Origin of the sequence: Streptomyces sp. NPDC049577 (assembly GCF_040675635.1) — a bacterium.
Taxonomy (GTDB): Bacteria; Actinomycetota; Actinomycetes; order Streptomycetales; family Streptomycetaceae; genus Streptomyces.
The window spans coordinates 23,046-36,588 of sequence record NZ_JBFAPH010000002.1 but is presented as its reverse complement, the minus strand read 5'-3'; the positions used below and the strand labels follow the sequence as shown (position 1 = coordinate 36,588).

The window sequence follows — 13,543 nt, the reverse complement described above, 5'->3', positions numbered from 1 at the left end:
CTACACCTCGGCGGGATCGGGGTTGAGGTCGACGACGGTCACCGATCGGGCGCCCATGACGTCGCCGATCGTGTCGGGGTCGGGCGCCCAGCCGCACGGCACGAGGCGGGCCCGCAGCCCGGCGAGAGCCTGCTCGACGGCAGCCTGCAGATCGGCGGGCGTGACGCCCTCGGGCAGCTCAACGGTGGCCACGATCGTGGCGAGTTCGCTGTTCATGCGCGGCAGCCTGGCAGCCGGCTCACCGATGTCAAGCCCGGCCGCCGGCACCCCCTCGGCGGCCCGCCATGACCGGCCGACTCGCCCCGACGATCTGCGGATCGACCCCGGCCTTCGGTTTGCGAATCCGCCTCGACGGCCCCCGCCAACTGCCCATCGCCGATTTCGACTGCCCGTGCGGCTACGCCGAGGGCGTCACCGGCGAAGCCGAAGTGCGCGCCTTGGTCGCCCGCTTCGAAGACCACACCCGCAACGCCTGCCCGATCGCCGAGGTCCGTGAGGCGGCGGCACTGCGCCAGCGGCGTCGTATCGCCACCGCCGCCCGGCGCGCCACGAAGAGGAAGTGACATGCCCAAGATCGAGGAGATCCCGGACGCCGAGGCGACTGTCGCCGAGTCGCCGGACGACTTCGCCACCAGGTGCGTACCGCTGACGCGCCTCGACCGGCGGCGCCTCGCCGGTCGAGGCGGGAGTCGAATATGAACCGGGCCGACGGCGGAGCACGGCGGGCGCGATGCCCGCGCTGTGACCGGCCGGTGCTGCGGCAGCTCGTCGGCCGCCGCGCCGCGCTCGATGTCACCGCCGACGCCGCGCCGATGCCCGCGGCCGCCGCGCAGACGCTGCGCGAGCCGAATCGCCTCACCTGGTGCCTGCGCGAGCGCTCCTGCTCGCCCGACCTGCGATGGCTCGGCCCCGGGCACCCGGCCGACTGCCCCCACCCCCACGTGATCGACCACCAGTGCACCACCCCGGCGGCCGCCCGCCCGGCCGCCCCACGCAGGACACGCAAGCCTCCGCCCGTGCCTGCCGGGCAACTCACGCTCTGACCAGCTCTGGAGAACCCCATGCCGTGGTTCAACGTCGACGACTCGGCGCACTCCCACCCGAAGATGATCAAGGCCGGGAACGCCGCGATCGGGTTGTGGATGAGGTGCGGCTCGTATGTGGCGCAGCACCTGACCGACGGCATAGTGCCCGGCCCCATCGCCGAGATGTACGGCACGACGCCCCAGATCCGGAAGTTGCTCGCGGCCGGTCTGTGGCACGCGGCCGGGCACGGCTGCAAGAGCTGCCCGCAGCCGGCGGGCGGCGACTACTACATGCACGACTACGAGCGCAGCGGGAACCCGAAGCGCGCCGACGTCGAGCAGCGGCGGGCGAAGGCGGCGGATAAGAAGCGCCGCCAGCGTGCCGGCGGCACCACACCCGGCGGTGATTCGCGAGCGAATCGCTCGCTTTTCGACGACGACCCGGAGACGAATCGCGACGGAATCGACGACGATTCGACCTCTTTTCCACCCCCTCATTTTGAAGAAGACGCAGGTCACGGCGTTGCGTCCCGGGGGGACTCCCTCGGGACCTCGCGCGCGCGTGCTCCACTCCACTCCAATCCACTCCCTAACAGGGGGGTTGAGGAGAGAGAGCTTCCTGCAGGTAGTAGCGGGCGCGCGCACGAGCCGACTCCCTCTCTGATCCCCACCGACTGGCAGCCCAGCGACGACGACGTGCGGGCCGCTCAGCTCGCCCGCGCCGACGCCGGACGCGAGCAGCTCACCCCGAGGCAGCTCGACGAGGTCACCCGCAAGTTCGTCCGGCGGCAGCTCGACGACCAGCGCCGGGCCGTCGCGTGGGGCGGCCGCTGGCAGCAGTGGGCCGAGAACGAACGGATCGAACCGGACGGCGGGGGCGTCGTCGTGCCGTTCAAGCCCGGCGGCGCCCAGCAGCAGACCCGAGGACAGCAGCAGCGCGACGGGCTCGCGCGGCTCATGCAGCAGACCGGGGAGGTCTGACGATGGACACCCGAGACGTGATCAGGCTGCTCGGCGAGATCAGCCTCGTCGACGACCGCGTCGTGAAGACCGACGAGCTCGAACAGGTCGCGCAGGTCCGGCTGTGGGCCGCCGCCCTGCGCGACGTCCCGCTCGCCTTCGCCGGCGAGGCGGTCGGGCAGCACTACGCCGAGAGCGCTTACCCGGTGATGCCGAAGGACATCGCCGCCCGGTGGCGCGCCACCGCCCGGGACCGCATGCAGCGGCACGCCGAACGCCGCGCGCCCGCCGTCGACCCGGACGACGTCGACGGGTACGTGCTCGCGCTGCGCGCCGACCGGGCCGCGGTCGTCACCGGCGCCGAGCCGCCCGCACCGGTCCGCGCACTCGTCGCCGGAGTCGGCCGAGCCGTCGAGGCGGCCCCGGCGAACCCGGGCTACCTCGCCACGAAGGCCGCGATGTTCCCCAAGCGGGAGCGTCCGGCGGGGCCGCCCGAGCTCGCGGTGCGGTGCCCGACGTGCGGGGCGGACGCTGGCCGGCCGTGCCGGACCCTGGCGCGGGGCCGGACCATGGGCAACACCCACCCCGACCGCCAGCGCGACTACGCCGTCGCAGCCGCGGACGCCCCGGCGCAGGCCTCGGCATGACCCCGGCAGCCCGAAGGGTGACCCCGGATGCGGTCGCCGGGGTGATCGCCTCCGTCGTCCGCGACAACCGCGGGGCGCCCCCGGAGGTCATCGGCCGGCTCGCCGTCCAGGAACTGCGCTCCCTCGGCTGGCACATCAGCCCCGTCCCGGTGTTCACCGACGACGAGCTCGACGGGCTCAGCGACGAGGAACTCGCCGAGCTCTTCCCCGACCCGCCCGAGCCCGTATCGCTCGCTGGCTACGCCCGGCCGGCGACCCGCGCCCCGGCCGAGATCGGCCCGTACCGCCATCTCGTCGAGCTGCCGCCCATCGACACCTACGAGCCCGCCACCCACGACGCTCCCGGAGGATCGCTGTGAACGCACGCCTTCGCGTCGACGATCTCACCGACGATCGGCTCGACGCCCTGGTCGCCGAGCGCGACCAGCTGCGCGCCGTCCTCGACATCGTCGTCGAAGAACTGGCCCACTGGGACGGCGGCACGAGCCTTGCCCGGCTGCGCTGGAAGATCGCCGCGCTCGACGCCCCGGCCGACGCCGCGCGCGAGCTGCTCGTGCGGCGCCTGGTCGACGAGTACGGGCTCGACGAGCCGACCGCACGGGACGCCGTCGACAGGTACCGGTGCGGGGAGGACGGCCCGCACCACCACCTCGTCGACGCTGCCGCACACGCCATCCTGACCGAGCTCGGCGGCGCATCCGCCACGCCGCAAAACGATGCGCGTGATGCGCACTCGCTCGACCTGCAACGGAGCACCGGCCGCCGGCCAGATGCGCTGGCGCCTCCCGAGGGCATCACCCGCATCACCACCGGGCCCGATCTCAACCGACGGGCGTAGCCCCGACGGACTGCACAGACCCCGTAGCGCCCGCCCACGTCACCAGGAGCGCCCCACCATGCCGCATCGCACCCGCACCGCCGACGAGAACCTGCGCTTCGTCCTCGACCACTGGCAGCACCTGCGAGACCTGCTCGACACCACGACGCCCGACATCTGGCCGCCAGCTATGGGCGTCCGGGACTACCTGCATGCCCTGGACGAGCACGACGCCGCCGACGTCGCCCGGGATCGCGCCGTCGGCTCCCTCGCCTTCGTCCAGGACGAAGGGGGGCCCGGTGAGCGGGGCCTCGCGCTCGCCGAAGCTCCGGCACCGTTGCGGCTCCATGTCGTCGACGCCTGCCGTGCCGTCGAGATCGCCCTGTGCACGTTGGCCGACGAAATCGCCGCCGACGTGCAGCGCCCCGTCATCAGCGGCCCCCAACCTGACTGGACGCCCGCCGACCGACGGCGGCGCCTCGTCCTCGTCGCGCAAGACGCGACCGACCCGCGCCGCTGGCACTACAACCTCGGCCACCGGACAGCGCCCGTGGCCGCCCGGTGGCTGCGCGACCGCCTCGCCGGCGCCGACGGCCCGAGCGCGCCCATCAGTGATGCGCACCGGCGGCGCATCACCGGCATCGCGCGCGAGGCGGCAGGGCGCATCGAGCGCACCATTGGCGCCGAGCGCCGCTCGACCCCCGTCCAGGACCGGCCATGCCCGTGGTGCGGCGGGCAACTGACGATGCACCGCGGCGGGGACGAGGCGGCGACGGTCACGTGCGCGAACGGCTTCGACTGCGGTGCCCCGGTCCAAGTGATCGAGGGTCGCCGCACGTGGGCGGCGCCGCACGAACTCGCGCAGCTGCAGGGGGCGCTCGACGCCGAGCAGCGCCGCCGCCGGAGACGGGACGCCAAGCGCGACGAGCGGGCACGTGCTCGCACATCCGTCGCCTGACGCACGAACGCCGCTGTCGCTCACCTTGGCGGAGCGACAGCGGCGCGGTGCCACGACCTGAGCGTCGCGGCGGACTACTTGCCCTTCGCGATCTGATCGACCCGACCGGTTGAAAGGCTGATCGCCGTACCCACCGCCGCGAGCGTCATGGTCTTGCGCATCTCCTGCACGTCGGCGCGGCGCGTGTCCGTGAGCTCCTTCTGCCGGTCGTCGATCGCCTTGAGCAAGGCGGTGATCTCCCGCGCACGGTCGACGGCGTCCTCGTGGTCGAGGGCCCGGTCGGCGGCGATCCGGAAGAGCTCGGCCGGGGTCAGCTCGGCGCCGGGCTGCGAGGCGTCTCGCGCGTCGTGAGTGCTGTCCATGCAGCAGATTCTAGGCCCCCACTCAAGATCGATTTCTAGCCCCCTTGACGAGTGTTTCTAGGGCCCTATAAATTCGTGCTCGCAGCCACCGCTCTACGGAAGGTGAACATGCACTACAACGACGTCACGCCCGACATGACCGTGCTCTGCCCGTCTCGGGGAGACAAGTTGGACGCGAAGGGCATCGTCCTCCACAAGCGCGCCGCCCCCGAGGGGGAAAGCCCGACCGCCGTGTTCGTCGAGTGGTACCTCGGAGCCCCCTCGTGGGTCCCCGCCGAGGAACTCGTCGACACGGGCGAGATGCCCCACGTGCCCCACCTGATCGAAGTCCCGGACGCTGGCAGCCGCGAAACGTGGATGTTCTGGCGCAGGGGCAACGAGTACCGCGTCTTCAACACCATGAGCGGTGACGGGCACTGGGCCGTCGCCCGCCGGGCGGAAGACGGAACCCTCTCGACCTTCGTCACCGACTCCCACACCCGCCAGACGGCACACCGCGCCGCGATGACCGCGCTCTACGGCTTCGAGGACATGGCGAGCCCCGTCGAGTCGTACCTCGTCGAAGCGCAGCCGAAGGGCTACATGACCGCCCTGCGCTGCAAGGCCGAAGGAGCCGACGAGTTCGGACGCGTCGCCGCCGCCACGCCCGAGGAAGGCCTGCGCGCCTTCGACGGGTGCAAGTCCGGCATGCGCTACGACGTGATCAAGAAGAAGTCCGTCCGCAACCGGATCCACTCGTTCCTGATCTACCCCGTCCGGCGCGACGGCTCCGTCGGGATCCCCCGCTACCAGCTGCGCTGATCCGGCAACCCGCACCAGACGCACGGTGCCCTCGCCAACCGAACTGGCGAGGGCACCACCCCAACGCACAAGCTCCCGCGCGGGAGCACGTACAGGGGGAGCCCGGCAGGTGCTGCGAACACCGGCCGGAGTGAACCCGCCCTAGCCGCTAAGCCAAGAGGGCCGATCCATGACGAACCCTAACCGGGCGCTGCCCGGAGCTGCCCCCACCACCACGGAACACAGCAGCCTGCAAGGACACGCGAAGGCCGGATACTGGATCATCGCCTTGGCCGCCGCCGGGGTGGGCGGATGGTCGCTGCACACCGTCGCCCTGCACTACGGCGTCCCGTGGCTCTTCGCCCTGGTCGTCTCCGCCGTCTTCGACGGTGCCGGCATGGTCTGCCTCTACCTCGCCAGCGCCGCCGTCACCGAGAACCGCAGCGCCTTCGCCCCGATGCTCGCGACCATCGGGCTCGGCGCGCTCTCCATCTACCTCAACCGCGTGCACGCCCTTCTCGCTGGCGGCGGCATGGGCGCGACAATCATGTTCGCCACACCTGCGCTCGCCCTGCAACTGGTCACCTACCTCTCGTGGGCAGCGACCCGCGAACGACACCGCCTCGCACGGGGCGAGCGCCGGATGCGGCTGCCCGTCTTCGGCCCGCTGGCATGGCTGCTCGCCCGCAAGCAGGCATGGACCGCCACCCAGAAGCGCGCGGTCGAACACGTGCGGCAGGAGTCGGCCGAGGCCAGCGCCGCCCCGACGCCAGACCAGTCGGAGACCGAGGCGACCCTCGCGCTCAGCGGCATGACGCCCACCGAGGCGATCCGCATCCTGCACAAGGCCTATCCCGACCTCACCAACGCCCAGCTCGCAGCGATCCTCAACCAGTACGGGCAGCGCGTCAGCGAGTTCGACGTCGCCATCGTGCTGGCACGAGCGGCTCACCAGGACGAGGAGCAGGACGAACGCTGGCAGACCAGCACCGAACAGGAGGTGCTGATCGACCGGATCATCAGGGAACTGGTCGCCGGACCGGGACTCACGACAGCGGCCGCCGTCCGCGCCGTCCGCGCTGCCATCCCCGAACTCGCCCCAGGCCAGATCGCCGAGGAACTCACCCGGCGCGGCATCGAGACGACCGACCACTACGTGCGCACCGTGAACTCGCGCGCCAGGAAGACCAAGAGCACGCAGCCGAAGAATTCACCGTCCGCGCCGAAGCCCGTCGCAACCCCCGGCTACCTCTGACCGACGCCTCGCGAGCACCTGCCTCGCCCGCCCAAATCCGCCGATGGCGGTCAGGCCTTGACGCAAGCGGATCACCTGTCGCACCCTTGACGGCAAGTCCGGCATGCCCGGACACGAAGCCACAGCAACGCCCCCGGGTATCGGGGGCGTTCGCGCTTCCAGGAGAAGTCCTCAATCGGGTGGCATGCGGCCCCGAGGGCGTGAGGGAGCCGGTGCCCATCACGGCGGCGACTCTGCCCATGAGTCCGGTCCGCCCCCTCGCCAGTCGAAGAGCGACTCGTCGTTGAGATCCACGTTCTCGGCGTCCTCGTAGCCTGCCTTCGCCAGGAAGACGGGGATGTCGCTCACCTTGTACGCCGTGCCGAGAATCCGGCCGTCGTACCTCACCTTGCGCCACCCGCGCTCGTCCGGCGGGTAGACGACCACGCGCTTCTGCATGGCCCAAGCCTCGGACACAGGTCAATGACACGCATCTCGGGGATGCACCGCATGGGGCCGGTGACCTGCAGCTGTCCAGCACTCGGGCCGTTGAGCTGGAGGTGAGCGATGCCCCGCGGTTACACCATCTGCACCGTGCCCGGCTGCCCCGAGTACACCCAGCGCGGACGCTGCGACGAGCACCGGCGCGAGGCCGAGCAGCGGCGAGGCACCGCACGGCAGCGCGGGTACGGCAGCCGGCACGAGATCCGGTTCCGCCGACGCGTCCTCGCTCGCGATCCCGTCTGCGTCCTGTGCGGCACGGCGCCCAGCGTGCACGCCGATCACCACCCCTTCGACCGGCGAGAGCTCGTGGCCCGAGGCCTCGTCCCCGACGACCCCCAGTACGGCCGGGGCCTGTGCGGCCCCTGCCACAGCCGCGAGACCGCACGTGACCAACCTGGGGGCTGGAACCAGCCGAGTCAGTAGAGCCGTGCCCTGGCTGATCTTGAGCAGGCTCAATACCGCTGATGGAGCCAGTCTGTCGTAGTGAACCCAACCGCCTGCATGAGCATCAGCATCCCCTGACGGCCAAGCAATGGATTCGCTCTCCTACCGAATAGGACTCGCACGGGCGCCCTGACCCCCGTTACCTCGATGGTCAAATCTATGGGATAGAGCCTGGTCGGTCCGCCGGCGGTTGCGACCAGAGTCGACTGTCGGCGCTCTGGAGCCAAGCCAATGGCGTGTGCCACGCCAAGGTCCAGTTGTGTGAAATCTGCCCCAGTGTCAACCAAAGCATTCAACACTTGGAGGTGCCGCCCCCCAGGAGCAAAGACGATAAGGTCCACCAGAGGCCGGTTTTGGACGTAGGCGCGTGACCCGTCAAAGTCGACTGAACGCGGGAAGCTCATTCGACCTCATAGCTGGACTCGGCAGTCAGTTGCGGCAGCACGTACGCGAACACAACTCTTTCGTCCGGGGTTCCCCCTTCTGACGCTTCTGCCTGCCGATAAACCGACTCGAAGTCTTCACTCGCGGCAATCACTCCCTCGCGTCCCGCCGCAACCCAGCAGAATGGAACTTCTAGGCTGAGGCCTTCCCAGTGGCTTCGAAGTTGTGCAGCTGCTTCAGCGTTGATGGGCATGTCAGGAACCCTTCCCGCCGCGACCCAGTTGCGGCCCGGGTCCCTCTTGTGTGCTAACCATTTGAACGGCATCGATTGGGGTGAACTTCAGGATCACCTTATTAGTCCTCGCCGTCGAGACCGCACCGCCAAGCTCTAGAACGTAAACCTTAATTCCGCCTTTCGCTTCCTTCTTCACCTCCATAGCCATCTCGATTGAGCACTCTGTCAGCTGAATCACTTCATTTCCGGGCGGTGGCGGATTATCTCGCACCCTTCTGATCTCATCTGCAAGCTGAGCGGCGAATTCCAGCAGCTCGAATCTTTCGACGTCTGACATTGGCGACCTCCATTGAGCATCCTGGGAGTCGAGATTGCCCTACGGTGACGACATCGACTCGGCAACACGTCGCAGCGCTTACAAGACCACCCGGCTGCGGGGCCCCGACGCACCCCTCGGATCGTCACGGACAGCTACGAAAACCCCAGGGGGTGACCCCAAACGGTCTCGCTCTCCGGACCGCCGGGGAGGGCCATCGAAACTCGGGAGGGTTCAGACCTCCCCGAAGCCCCTTGATCAACTTCCTGCCGTCACGCAATGTGATGGCGCCTCCCATGCCGCGCAACGCGGACGAGAGTGGTGATCACCATGTCGAAAGGCGGCGCCCGGACGCGTTCCGGCCCCCCACCCGACCCGAATGCCCTCGCCCGCGAGCGCGACGCCGGCGAATGGACGGTCCTCCCCGCCGACGGCCGCGCCGGGGTGCTGCCGCCGTGGCCGCTCCTCGGTGAGTCCCCGCGCGAGACACAGCTGTGGACACAACTGTGGACAAAGCCACAGGCGTTGATGTGGGAGCGCAACGGCTCCCACTTCGAGGTCGCCCTGTACGTGCGCCGGCTCGTCGAGGCCGAGGTGCCCGACTCGCCCGTGAGTCTGGGGACGTTGGTTCGGCAGATGGCCGACTCGCTCGGCCTGACGACGCCCGGGATGCGGGCGAACCGCTGGCGCATCGCCCGCGAAGAGCCGCCGGCCGCCGCCGTGCCGCTGACGGCAGCGCGATCGAGCCGGGCCCGGTTGAAGGTCGTCCGCGATGGCGGCGTCTGATGAGTTCGTGGTCGACTTCCCGACGCTGTGGGTCGCGGCCGACTGGATCGAGCAGCACTGCCGCATCCCGGACGGCTTCCTCAAAGGCCAAGCCTTCCGGATGTACGACTGGCAGCTCTGGGCGACCGTCAACCACTACCGGATCAAGCCGACTGCCAAGCGTGGGCAGTTGGCGACCGCGTTCTTCTACCGCCGGTCGCAGGTCGTGGCACCGCAGAAGACGGGCAAGGGGCCGTGGTCGGCGGCGATCTGTGCTGCGGAAGGTGTCGGCCCGGTCGTCTTCGCCGGTTGGGCGCGCGGTGGCGAGGTCTACGACTGCCGCGAGTACGGGTGCGGCTGCGGCTGGGTCTACGAGTACGAGTCGGGCGAGGCCATGGGCCGGCCGTGGCCGACGCCGCTCGTGCAGATCACGGCTTTTTCCGAGGAGCAGACGGACAACATCTACCGCCCGCTGCAGTCCATGATCCGCAACGGGCCGTTGGCCGAGCTGATGAGGGTGGGCGAGGCATTCACCCGCCTGCCGAACGACGGCCGGATCGACGTGGTGACGTCCTCGGCGCAGTCCCGGCTCGGCAACCCGGTGACCTTCGTCGCCCAGGACGAGACCGGCATCTGGACGGTCGAGAACAAGATGGACCGCGTCGCAACGACGCAACGCCGGGGCGCGGCGGGCATGGGCGGCCGGACGATGGAGACGACGAACGCTTGGGATCCGAGCGAGAACAGCGTCGCGCAGAAGACGGCCGAGGCGAAGGTGAAGGACATCTTTCGCTTCCACCGGAAGCCGCCGGGCGGTCTTTCCTACACGGCCAAGGCTGACCGGCGGCGGATCCACCGGTACGTCTACGCCGGAAGCACACACGTCGACCTCGACGCCATCGAGGGCGAGGCCGCCGAGCTGCTTGAGACCGACCCCGCGCAGGCCGAGCGCTTCTTCGGCAACCGCATCGTTGCCGGCTCGGGCGCGTGGATGCAGCAGGACCGATGGGACGCCCGCGCCGAACCCCGCGAGACACCGGGGCCCCGGACGCGCGTCGTACTCGGTTTCGACGGCTCGGACATCGACGACTGGACAGCCATACGGGCCGAGGCCCTGGACGGCTATCAGTTCATGCCGACATACGGGCCGGACGCCCGGCCAACGGTGTGGGATCCGGCCGACTGGGGCGGGCAGGTGCCCCGCCTCGAAGTCGCCGCCGCGGTCGACGAGCTCATGAGCCGGTACGACGTGGTCCGCATGTACTGCGACCCGCCGTACTGGGAAACCGAGGTCGACCAGTGGGAAGCGGCCTACGGCGACAAGCGCGTCACCCGCTGGTACACGAACCGCATCGTGCAGATGCACGCGGCGTGCGAGCGGCTGCTGACCGACGTGAGCAAGGCCGAGTCCGGGTTCCGGCACGACGGGTGCGACCTGACGTCCATCCACATGCGCAACACGCGGAAAGCGGCGCGGCCGGCCGAACGGTACGTGCTCCGGAAGGCCGGGCCGCACCAGAAGATCGACATCGCGATCTGCTCGGTCCTCGCCCATGAGGCGGCCGGGGATGCCATCGCGGCTGGGCTCGCCCGGCCGAGGAAACGGGGAATGGTGGTGAGGCGGCGATGAAAGACGACCTCACCCCCGAGGAGTGGGTGCAGTGGCTCAGTCGGCGGGCCGAGGCCGAGCGGGGGCAGCTGGACGAGCTGAACCGCTACTACAACGGCGAGCAGCAACTCTCGTACCTCCACCCCGAGCTGCTGGCCCTGATGGAAGACCGCCTTCGGGCCCTGGTCATCAACTGGCCGCAGCTGGTCGTCGACACCCTCGACGAGCGCCTCGACGTCGAGGGGTTCCGGTACGCGGACTCCGAGGAGATGGCGGACGACCTCTGGGCGATCTGGCAGGCCAACGCGATGGACGAGCAGTCCCAGCAGGGCCACATCGAGGCGCTCGTCATGCGTCGTTCCTTCGCGGTCGTCGGGGCGAACGAGGCGGACCCCGGGATGCCGCTGATCTCCTTCGAGTCCCCGCTGCAGGTGACGGCGGACTACGACCCGCGCACCCGGCAGGAACGGGCCGTGCTCAAGCGCTGGAACGACATCGACCCGGTCACGGGCATGGTGCGCGACCAGTACGCAACGCTCTACCTGCCCAACGTCACCTACTGGTACAGCCGGCCGACCGCGGGCCCGACGAGCTGGAAGCTCGACGACCAGGACGAGCACGGTCTCGGCACACCGCCGGTGGTCACCTTCGCCAACCGCGGCCGGCTGCTCGTGCCGGGCGGGAAGAGCGAGCTCGACGCGGTCATCCCGCTGTCGGATGCGGCCTGCAAGGTGGCGACCGACATGATGGTGAGCAGCGAGTTCCACGCGATGCCCCGCCGGTGGGCCCTCGGGTTCTCCGAGGAGGATTTCACCGACGAGCAGGGGCGGCCGCTGTCGACGTGGCAGCAGATCGCGGGGGCGGTGTGGTCGAGCGAGCGCACCAAGCAGGACGGCGCCGAGGTGGGACAGTTCCCCGAGGCGCAGCTGACGAACTTCCACCAGTCGATCGAGTTGCTGGCCCGCCTGGTCGCCTCGCTGGGCGCGCTCCCGCCGGATCACATGGGAATGGGCACGGACGACGCTGCCTCGGCGGACGCGATCCGCTCGCGTGAAGCCCGCTTGGTCAAGCGGGCCGAGCGGCGCCAGCGGGCATGGTCGGGCAGCTACGAGCGGATGAACCGCATCGCGCTGCGCGTCCGGGACGGCGACTGGGATCCGCGGGCGCGGCAGCTGGAGACCGTATGGCGGGATCCGTCGACGCCGACGTTCGCGCAGAAGGCCGACGCCGTGGTGAAGCTGCACGCGGCCGGGCTGCTGCCGACCGCGCAGGCGTGGGAAGACCTCGGCTACACCAAGGAGCAGCGCCGCCGCATGCAGCGCATGCTCGACGACGACCTGACGCGGATGACGACGGCGGACCTGCACGCCCTGTCGACCATGCCGACGGTCGGGCAGACGGGCGAGGTGCCGCAGGAGACGACGCCGGTCGGCGGGCCGAGTCGTGGCTGACGGCATCCCTGAGCAGGCGCACGCCGAGCTCGTCGCCGCCTACGGCAGTCTGCAGCAGCGAGCGGTCGTGCAGACGGCCGCGGCTGTGGCGCGCTTGTGGCGCCTGCTGGACGGCTCGGATCTGTCCCGGTCGTGGCTCGCGGGCGTCGGGGCGGCGCTGCTGCGGGCCGTCACGGCCGGGCAGATCCTGGCCGTCACCCCCGCCGACGCCTACGTGCGGGCTCTGATGGCTGCCGACGGCCTCGCCGAGCCCGACCTCGTCGCGGGGCGAATCAACCCCCGGGCGTGGGGAGGGTGGGCGGCGGACGGGCGGCCGCTCGACTCCCTGCTCTACCAGCCGGTGATCCGTACCAAGACGCTGATCCGGGGCGGGATGACATTGCAGGAGTCGATGACGGCCGGGCTGCTGGACCTGCAGCGCATCGCGGTCTCCGAGGTCGCCGACGCCGGACGGTCCGGCCTCGGCGCGGCGATGGCGGCCGACCGCAGGGTCGTCGGCTACGTCCGGGTGGTACGGCCCGGGGCCTGCGCGCGCTGCGCGATCCTGGCCGGCCGCTGGTACCGCTGGAACGCCGACTTCAAGCGCCACAAGCGATGCCAGTGCTACGGCGTCCCCGCCTCGGAGGAGCGGCGCGGCCGCATGGTCAACCCACAGAGGTTCTTCGAAGGGCTCTCGCGGGCCGAGCAGAACCGCCGCTTCACCGCCGCCGGCGCGCAGGCGATCCGCGACGGCGCCGACATCTTCGCCGTGGTCAACGCCCGCCGCGGCATCTACCGCGTCGAGGCCTACGGACGGCAGGTCAGCGCCACCCACGAGGGCGCCACCCGCCGCAGCACCTTCTATCGGCAGATGCTCCGGGAGACCGAAGCCCGCACCGGCCAGCGCTTCGGCACCAGCCGAGCCGACATCGAGCAAGGCCTGCCGATCTTCCGGCTCCGCACTCCCCGCCTGCTGCCGGAAGAGATCTACCGGATCGCCGACGGCCGGGCTGACGTGATCCGCCTGCTGCGGCGCTTCGCCTACCTCACCTGACCCGGGCGCAACGCCCCGG

The 13,543-nt window shown here is 70.4% G+C and carries 21 protein-coding genes; 15 read left to right on the top strand and 6 right to left on the bottom strand.

Features of this window, described 5'->3' with window-relative positions; all coding sequences use genetic code 11:
- On the bottom strand, positions 1-216 hold the full coding sequence (locus AB0K09_RS00595) for a hypothetical protein (RefSeq protein ID WP_366062982.1): 216 nt from the start codon (positions 214-216) through the stop codon (positions 1-3).
- A 68-nt stretch (positions 217-284) separates the two neighbouring features.
- Between AB0K09_RS00595 and AB0K09_RS00590 the strand changes: the two genes are divergently transcribed.
- Genes AB0K09_RS00590 through AB0K09_RS00555 form a run of 8 tightly spaced genes read left to right on the top strand, consistent with a single transcriptional unit; the run spans position 285 to position 4,407 of the window.
- Complete coding sequence (locus AB0K09_RS00590) at positions 285-563, top strand: hypothetical protein (RefSeq protein ID WP_366062981.1); 279 nt, start codon at positions 285-287, stop codon at positions 561-563.
- Position 564: 1 nt separating this feature from the next.
- Positions 565-699: a hypothetical protein gene (locus AB0K09_RS00585; RefSeq protein ID WP_366062980.1), complete on the top strand. Its 135-nt coding sequence runs from the start codon at positions 565-567 to the stop codon at positions 697-699.
- Positions 696-1,043, top strand: coding sequence for a hypothetical protein (locus tag AB0K09_RS00580; protein WP_366062979.1), 348 nt, complete (start codon positions 696-698; stop codon positions 1,041-1,043). Before AB0K09_RS00585 ends, AB0K09_RS00580 begins: the two co-directional genes overlap by 4 nt.
- 18 nt (positions 1,044-1,061) lie before the next feature.
- On the top strand, positions 1,062-2,006 hold the full coding sequence (locus tag AB0K09_RS00575) for a hypothetical protein (RefSeq protein ID WP_366062978.1): 945 nt from the start codon (positions 1,062-1,064) through the stop codon (positions 2,004-2,006).
- Between the two features lie 2 nt (positions 2,007-2,008).
- Positions 2,009-2,632, top strand: coding sequence for a hypothetical protein (locus tag AB0K09_RS00570; protein ID WP_366062977.1), 624 nt, complete (start codon positions 2,009-2,011; stop codon positions 2,630-2,632).
- Positions 2,629-2,991: a hypothetical protein gene (locus AB0K09_RS00565; RefSeq protein ID WP_366062976.1), complete on the top strand. Its 363-nt coding sequence runs from the start codon at positions 2,629-2,631 to the stop codon at positions 2,989-2,991. The genes AB0K09_RS00570 and AB0K09_RS00565 overlap by 4 nt, the downstream gene beginning before the upstream one ends.
- Positions 2,988-3,470 carry a hypothetical protein gene (locus AB0K09_RS00560; protein WP_366062975.1) on the top strand — a complete coding sequence of 161 codons (483 nt, stop codon included), beginning with the start codon at positions 2,988-2,990 and terminating at the stop codon, positions 3,468-3,470. The genes AB0K09_RS00565 and AB0K09_RS00560 overlap by 4 nt, the downstream gene beginning before the upstream one ends.
- 58 nt (positions 3,471-3,528) lie before the next feature.
- Positions 3,529-4,407, top strand: a complete 879-nt coding sequence (locus AB0K09_RS00555; protein ID WP_366062974.1) for a hypothetical protein — start codon at positions 3,529-3,531, stop codon at positions 4,405-4,407.
- A 74-nt stretch (positions 4,408-4,481) separates the two neighbouring features.
- Here AB0K09_RS00555 and AB0K09_RS00550 read toward each other — a convergent pair whose 3' ends face one another.
- A complete protein-coding gene (locus tag AB0K09_RS00550) occupies positions 4,482-4,769 on the bottom strand; it encodes a hypothetical protein (RefSeq protein WP_366062973.1) in 288 nt (95 codons plus the stop codon).
- Between the two features lie 108 nt (positions 4,770-4,877).
- Here AB0K09_RS00550 and AB0K09_RS00545 point away from each other — a divergent pair, with 108 nt between their 5' ends.
- Together AB0K09_RS00545 and AB0K09_RS00540 are read left to right on the top strand one after the other, a co-directional pair.
- Positions 4,878-5,570 (top strand): hypothetical protein, encoded by a 693-nt coding sequence (locus AB0K09_RS00545; protein ID WP_366062972.1) that lies wholly within the window; start codon positions 4,878-4,880, stop codon positions 5,568-5,570.
- A 169-nt stretch (positions 5,571-5,739) separates the two neighbouring features.
- Positions 5,740-6,804, top strand: a complete 1,065-nt coding sequence (locus AB0K09_RS00540) for a DUF2637 domain-containing protein (RefSeq protein WP_366062971.1) — start codon at positions 5,740-5,742, stop codon at positions 6,802-6,804.
- A 219-nt stretch (positions 6,805-7,023) separates the two neighbouring features.
- On the opposite strand, the gene AB0K09_RS00535 is transcribed toward AB0K09_RS00540, so the two are convergent.
- Positions 7,024-7,242, bottom strand: a complete 219-nt coding sequence (locus AB0K09_RS00535) for a hypothetical protein (RefSeq protein ID WP_366062970.1) — start codon at positions 7,240-7,242, stop codon at positions 7,024-7,026.
- A 108-nt stretch (positions 7,243-7,350) separates the two neighbouring features.
- Here AB0K09_RS00535 and AB0K09_RS00530 point away from each other — a divergent pair, with 108 nt between their 5' ends.
- Positions 7,351-7,710, top strand: a complete 360-nt coding sequence (locus AB0K09_RS00530; RefSeq protein ID WP_366062969.1) for a holin — start codon at positions 7,351-7,353, stop codon at positions 7,708-7,710.
- A gap of 29 nt (positions 7,711-7,739) precedes the next feature.
- Here AB0K09_RS00530 and AB0K09_RS00525 read toward each other — a convergent pair whose 3' ends face one another.
- Genes AB0K09_RS00525 through AB0K09_RS00515 form a run of 3 tightly spaced genes read right to left on the bottom strand, consistent with a single transcriptional unit; the run spans position 7,740 to position 8,687 of the window.
- Complete coding sequence (locus tag AB0K09_RS00525; RefSeq protein ID WP_366062968.1) at positions 7,740-8,135, bottom strand: retroviral-like aspartic protease family protein; 396 nt, start codon at positions 8,133-8,135, stop codon at positions 7,740-7,742.
- The gene (locus tag AB0K09_RS00520) at positions 8,132-8,368 is read right to left on the bottom strand and encodes a hypothetical protein (RefSeq protein ID WP_366062967.1); all 237 of its coding nucleotides are present in this window, start codon (positions 8,366-8,368) and stop codon (positions 8,132-8,134) included. The genes AB0K09_RS00525 and AB0K09_RS00520 overlap by 4 nt, the downstream gene beginning before the upstream one ends.
- A gap of 1 nt (position 8,369) precedes the next feature.
- On the bottom strand, positions 8,370-8,687 hold the full coding sequence (locus AB0K09_RS00515) for a trypco2 family protein (protein WP_366062966.1): 318 nt from the start codon (positions 8,685-8,687) through the stop codon (positions 8,370-8,372).
- Positions 8,688-8,996: 309 nt separating this feature from the next.
- Between AB0K09_RS00515 and AB0K09_RS00510 the strand changes: the two genes are divergently transcribed.
- The 4 genes from AB0K09_RS00510 to AB0K09_RS00495 are packed head-to-tail and all read left to right on the top strand — an operon-like array spanning position 8,997 to position 13,524.
- Positions 8,997-9,452: a hypothetical protein gene (locus tag AB0K09_RS00510; protein WP_366062965.1), complete on the top strand. Its 456-nt coding sequence runs from the start codon at positions 8,997-8,999 to the stop codon at positions 9,450-9,452.
- Entirely contained in the window at positions 9,439-11,061 is a 1,623-nt protein-coding gene (locus AB0K09_RS00505) for a hypothetical protein (protein ID WP_366062964.1), read from the top strand. The genes AB0K09_RS00510 and AB0K09_RS00505 overlap by 14 nt, the downstream gene beginning before the upstream one ends.
- Positions 11,058-12,491, top strand: a complete 1,434-nt coding sequence (locus AB0K09_RS00500) for a phage portal protein (RefSeq protein WP_366062963.1) — start codon at positions 11,058-11,060, stop codon at positions 12,489-12,491. The genes AB0K09_RS00505 and AB0K09_RS00500 overlap by 4 nt, the downstream gene beginning before the upstream one ends.
- Positions 12,484-13,524, top strand: a complete 1,041-nt coding sequence (locus tag AB0K09_RS00495) for a hypothetical protein (RefSeq protein WP_366062962.1) — start codon at positions 12,484-12,486, stop codon at positions 13,522-13,524. Before AB0K09_RS00500 ends, AB0K09_RS00495 begins: the two co-directional genes overlap by 8 nt.
- Positions 13,525-13,543 lie beyond the last annotated feature (19 nt).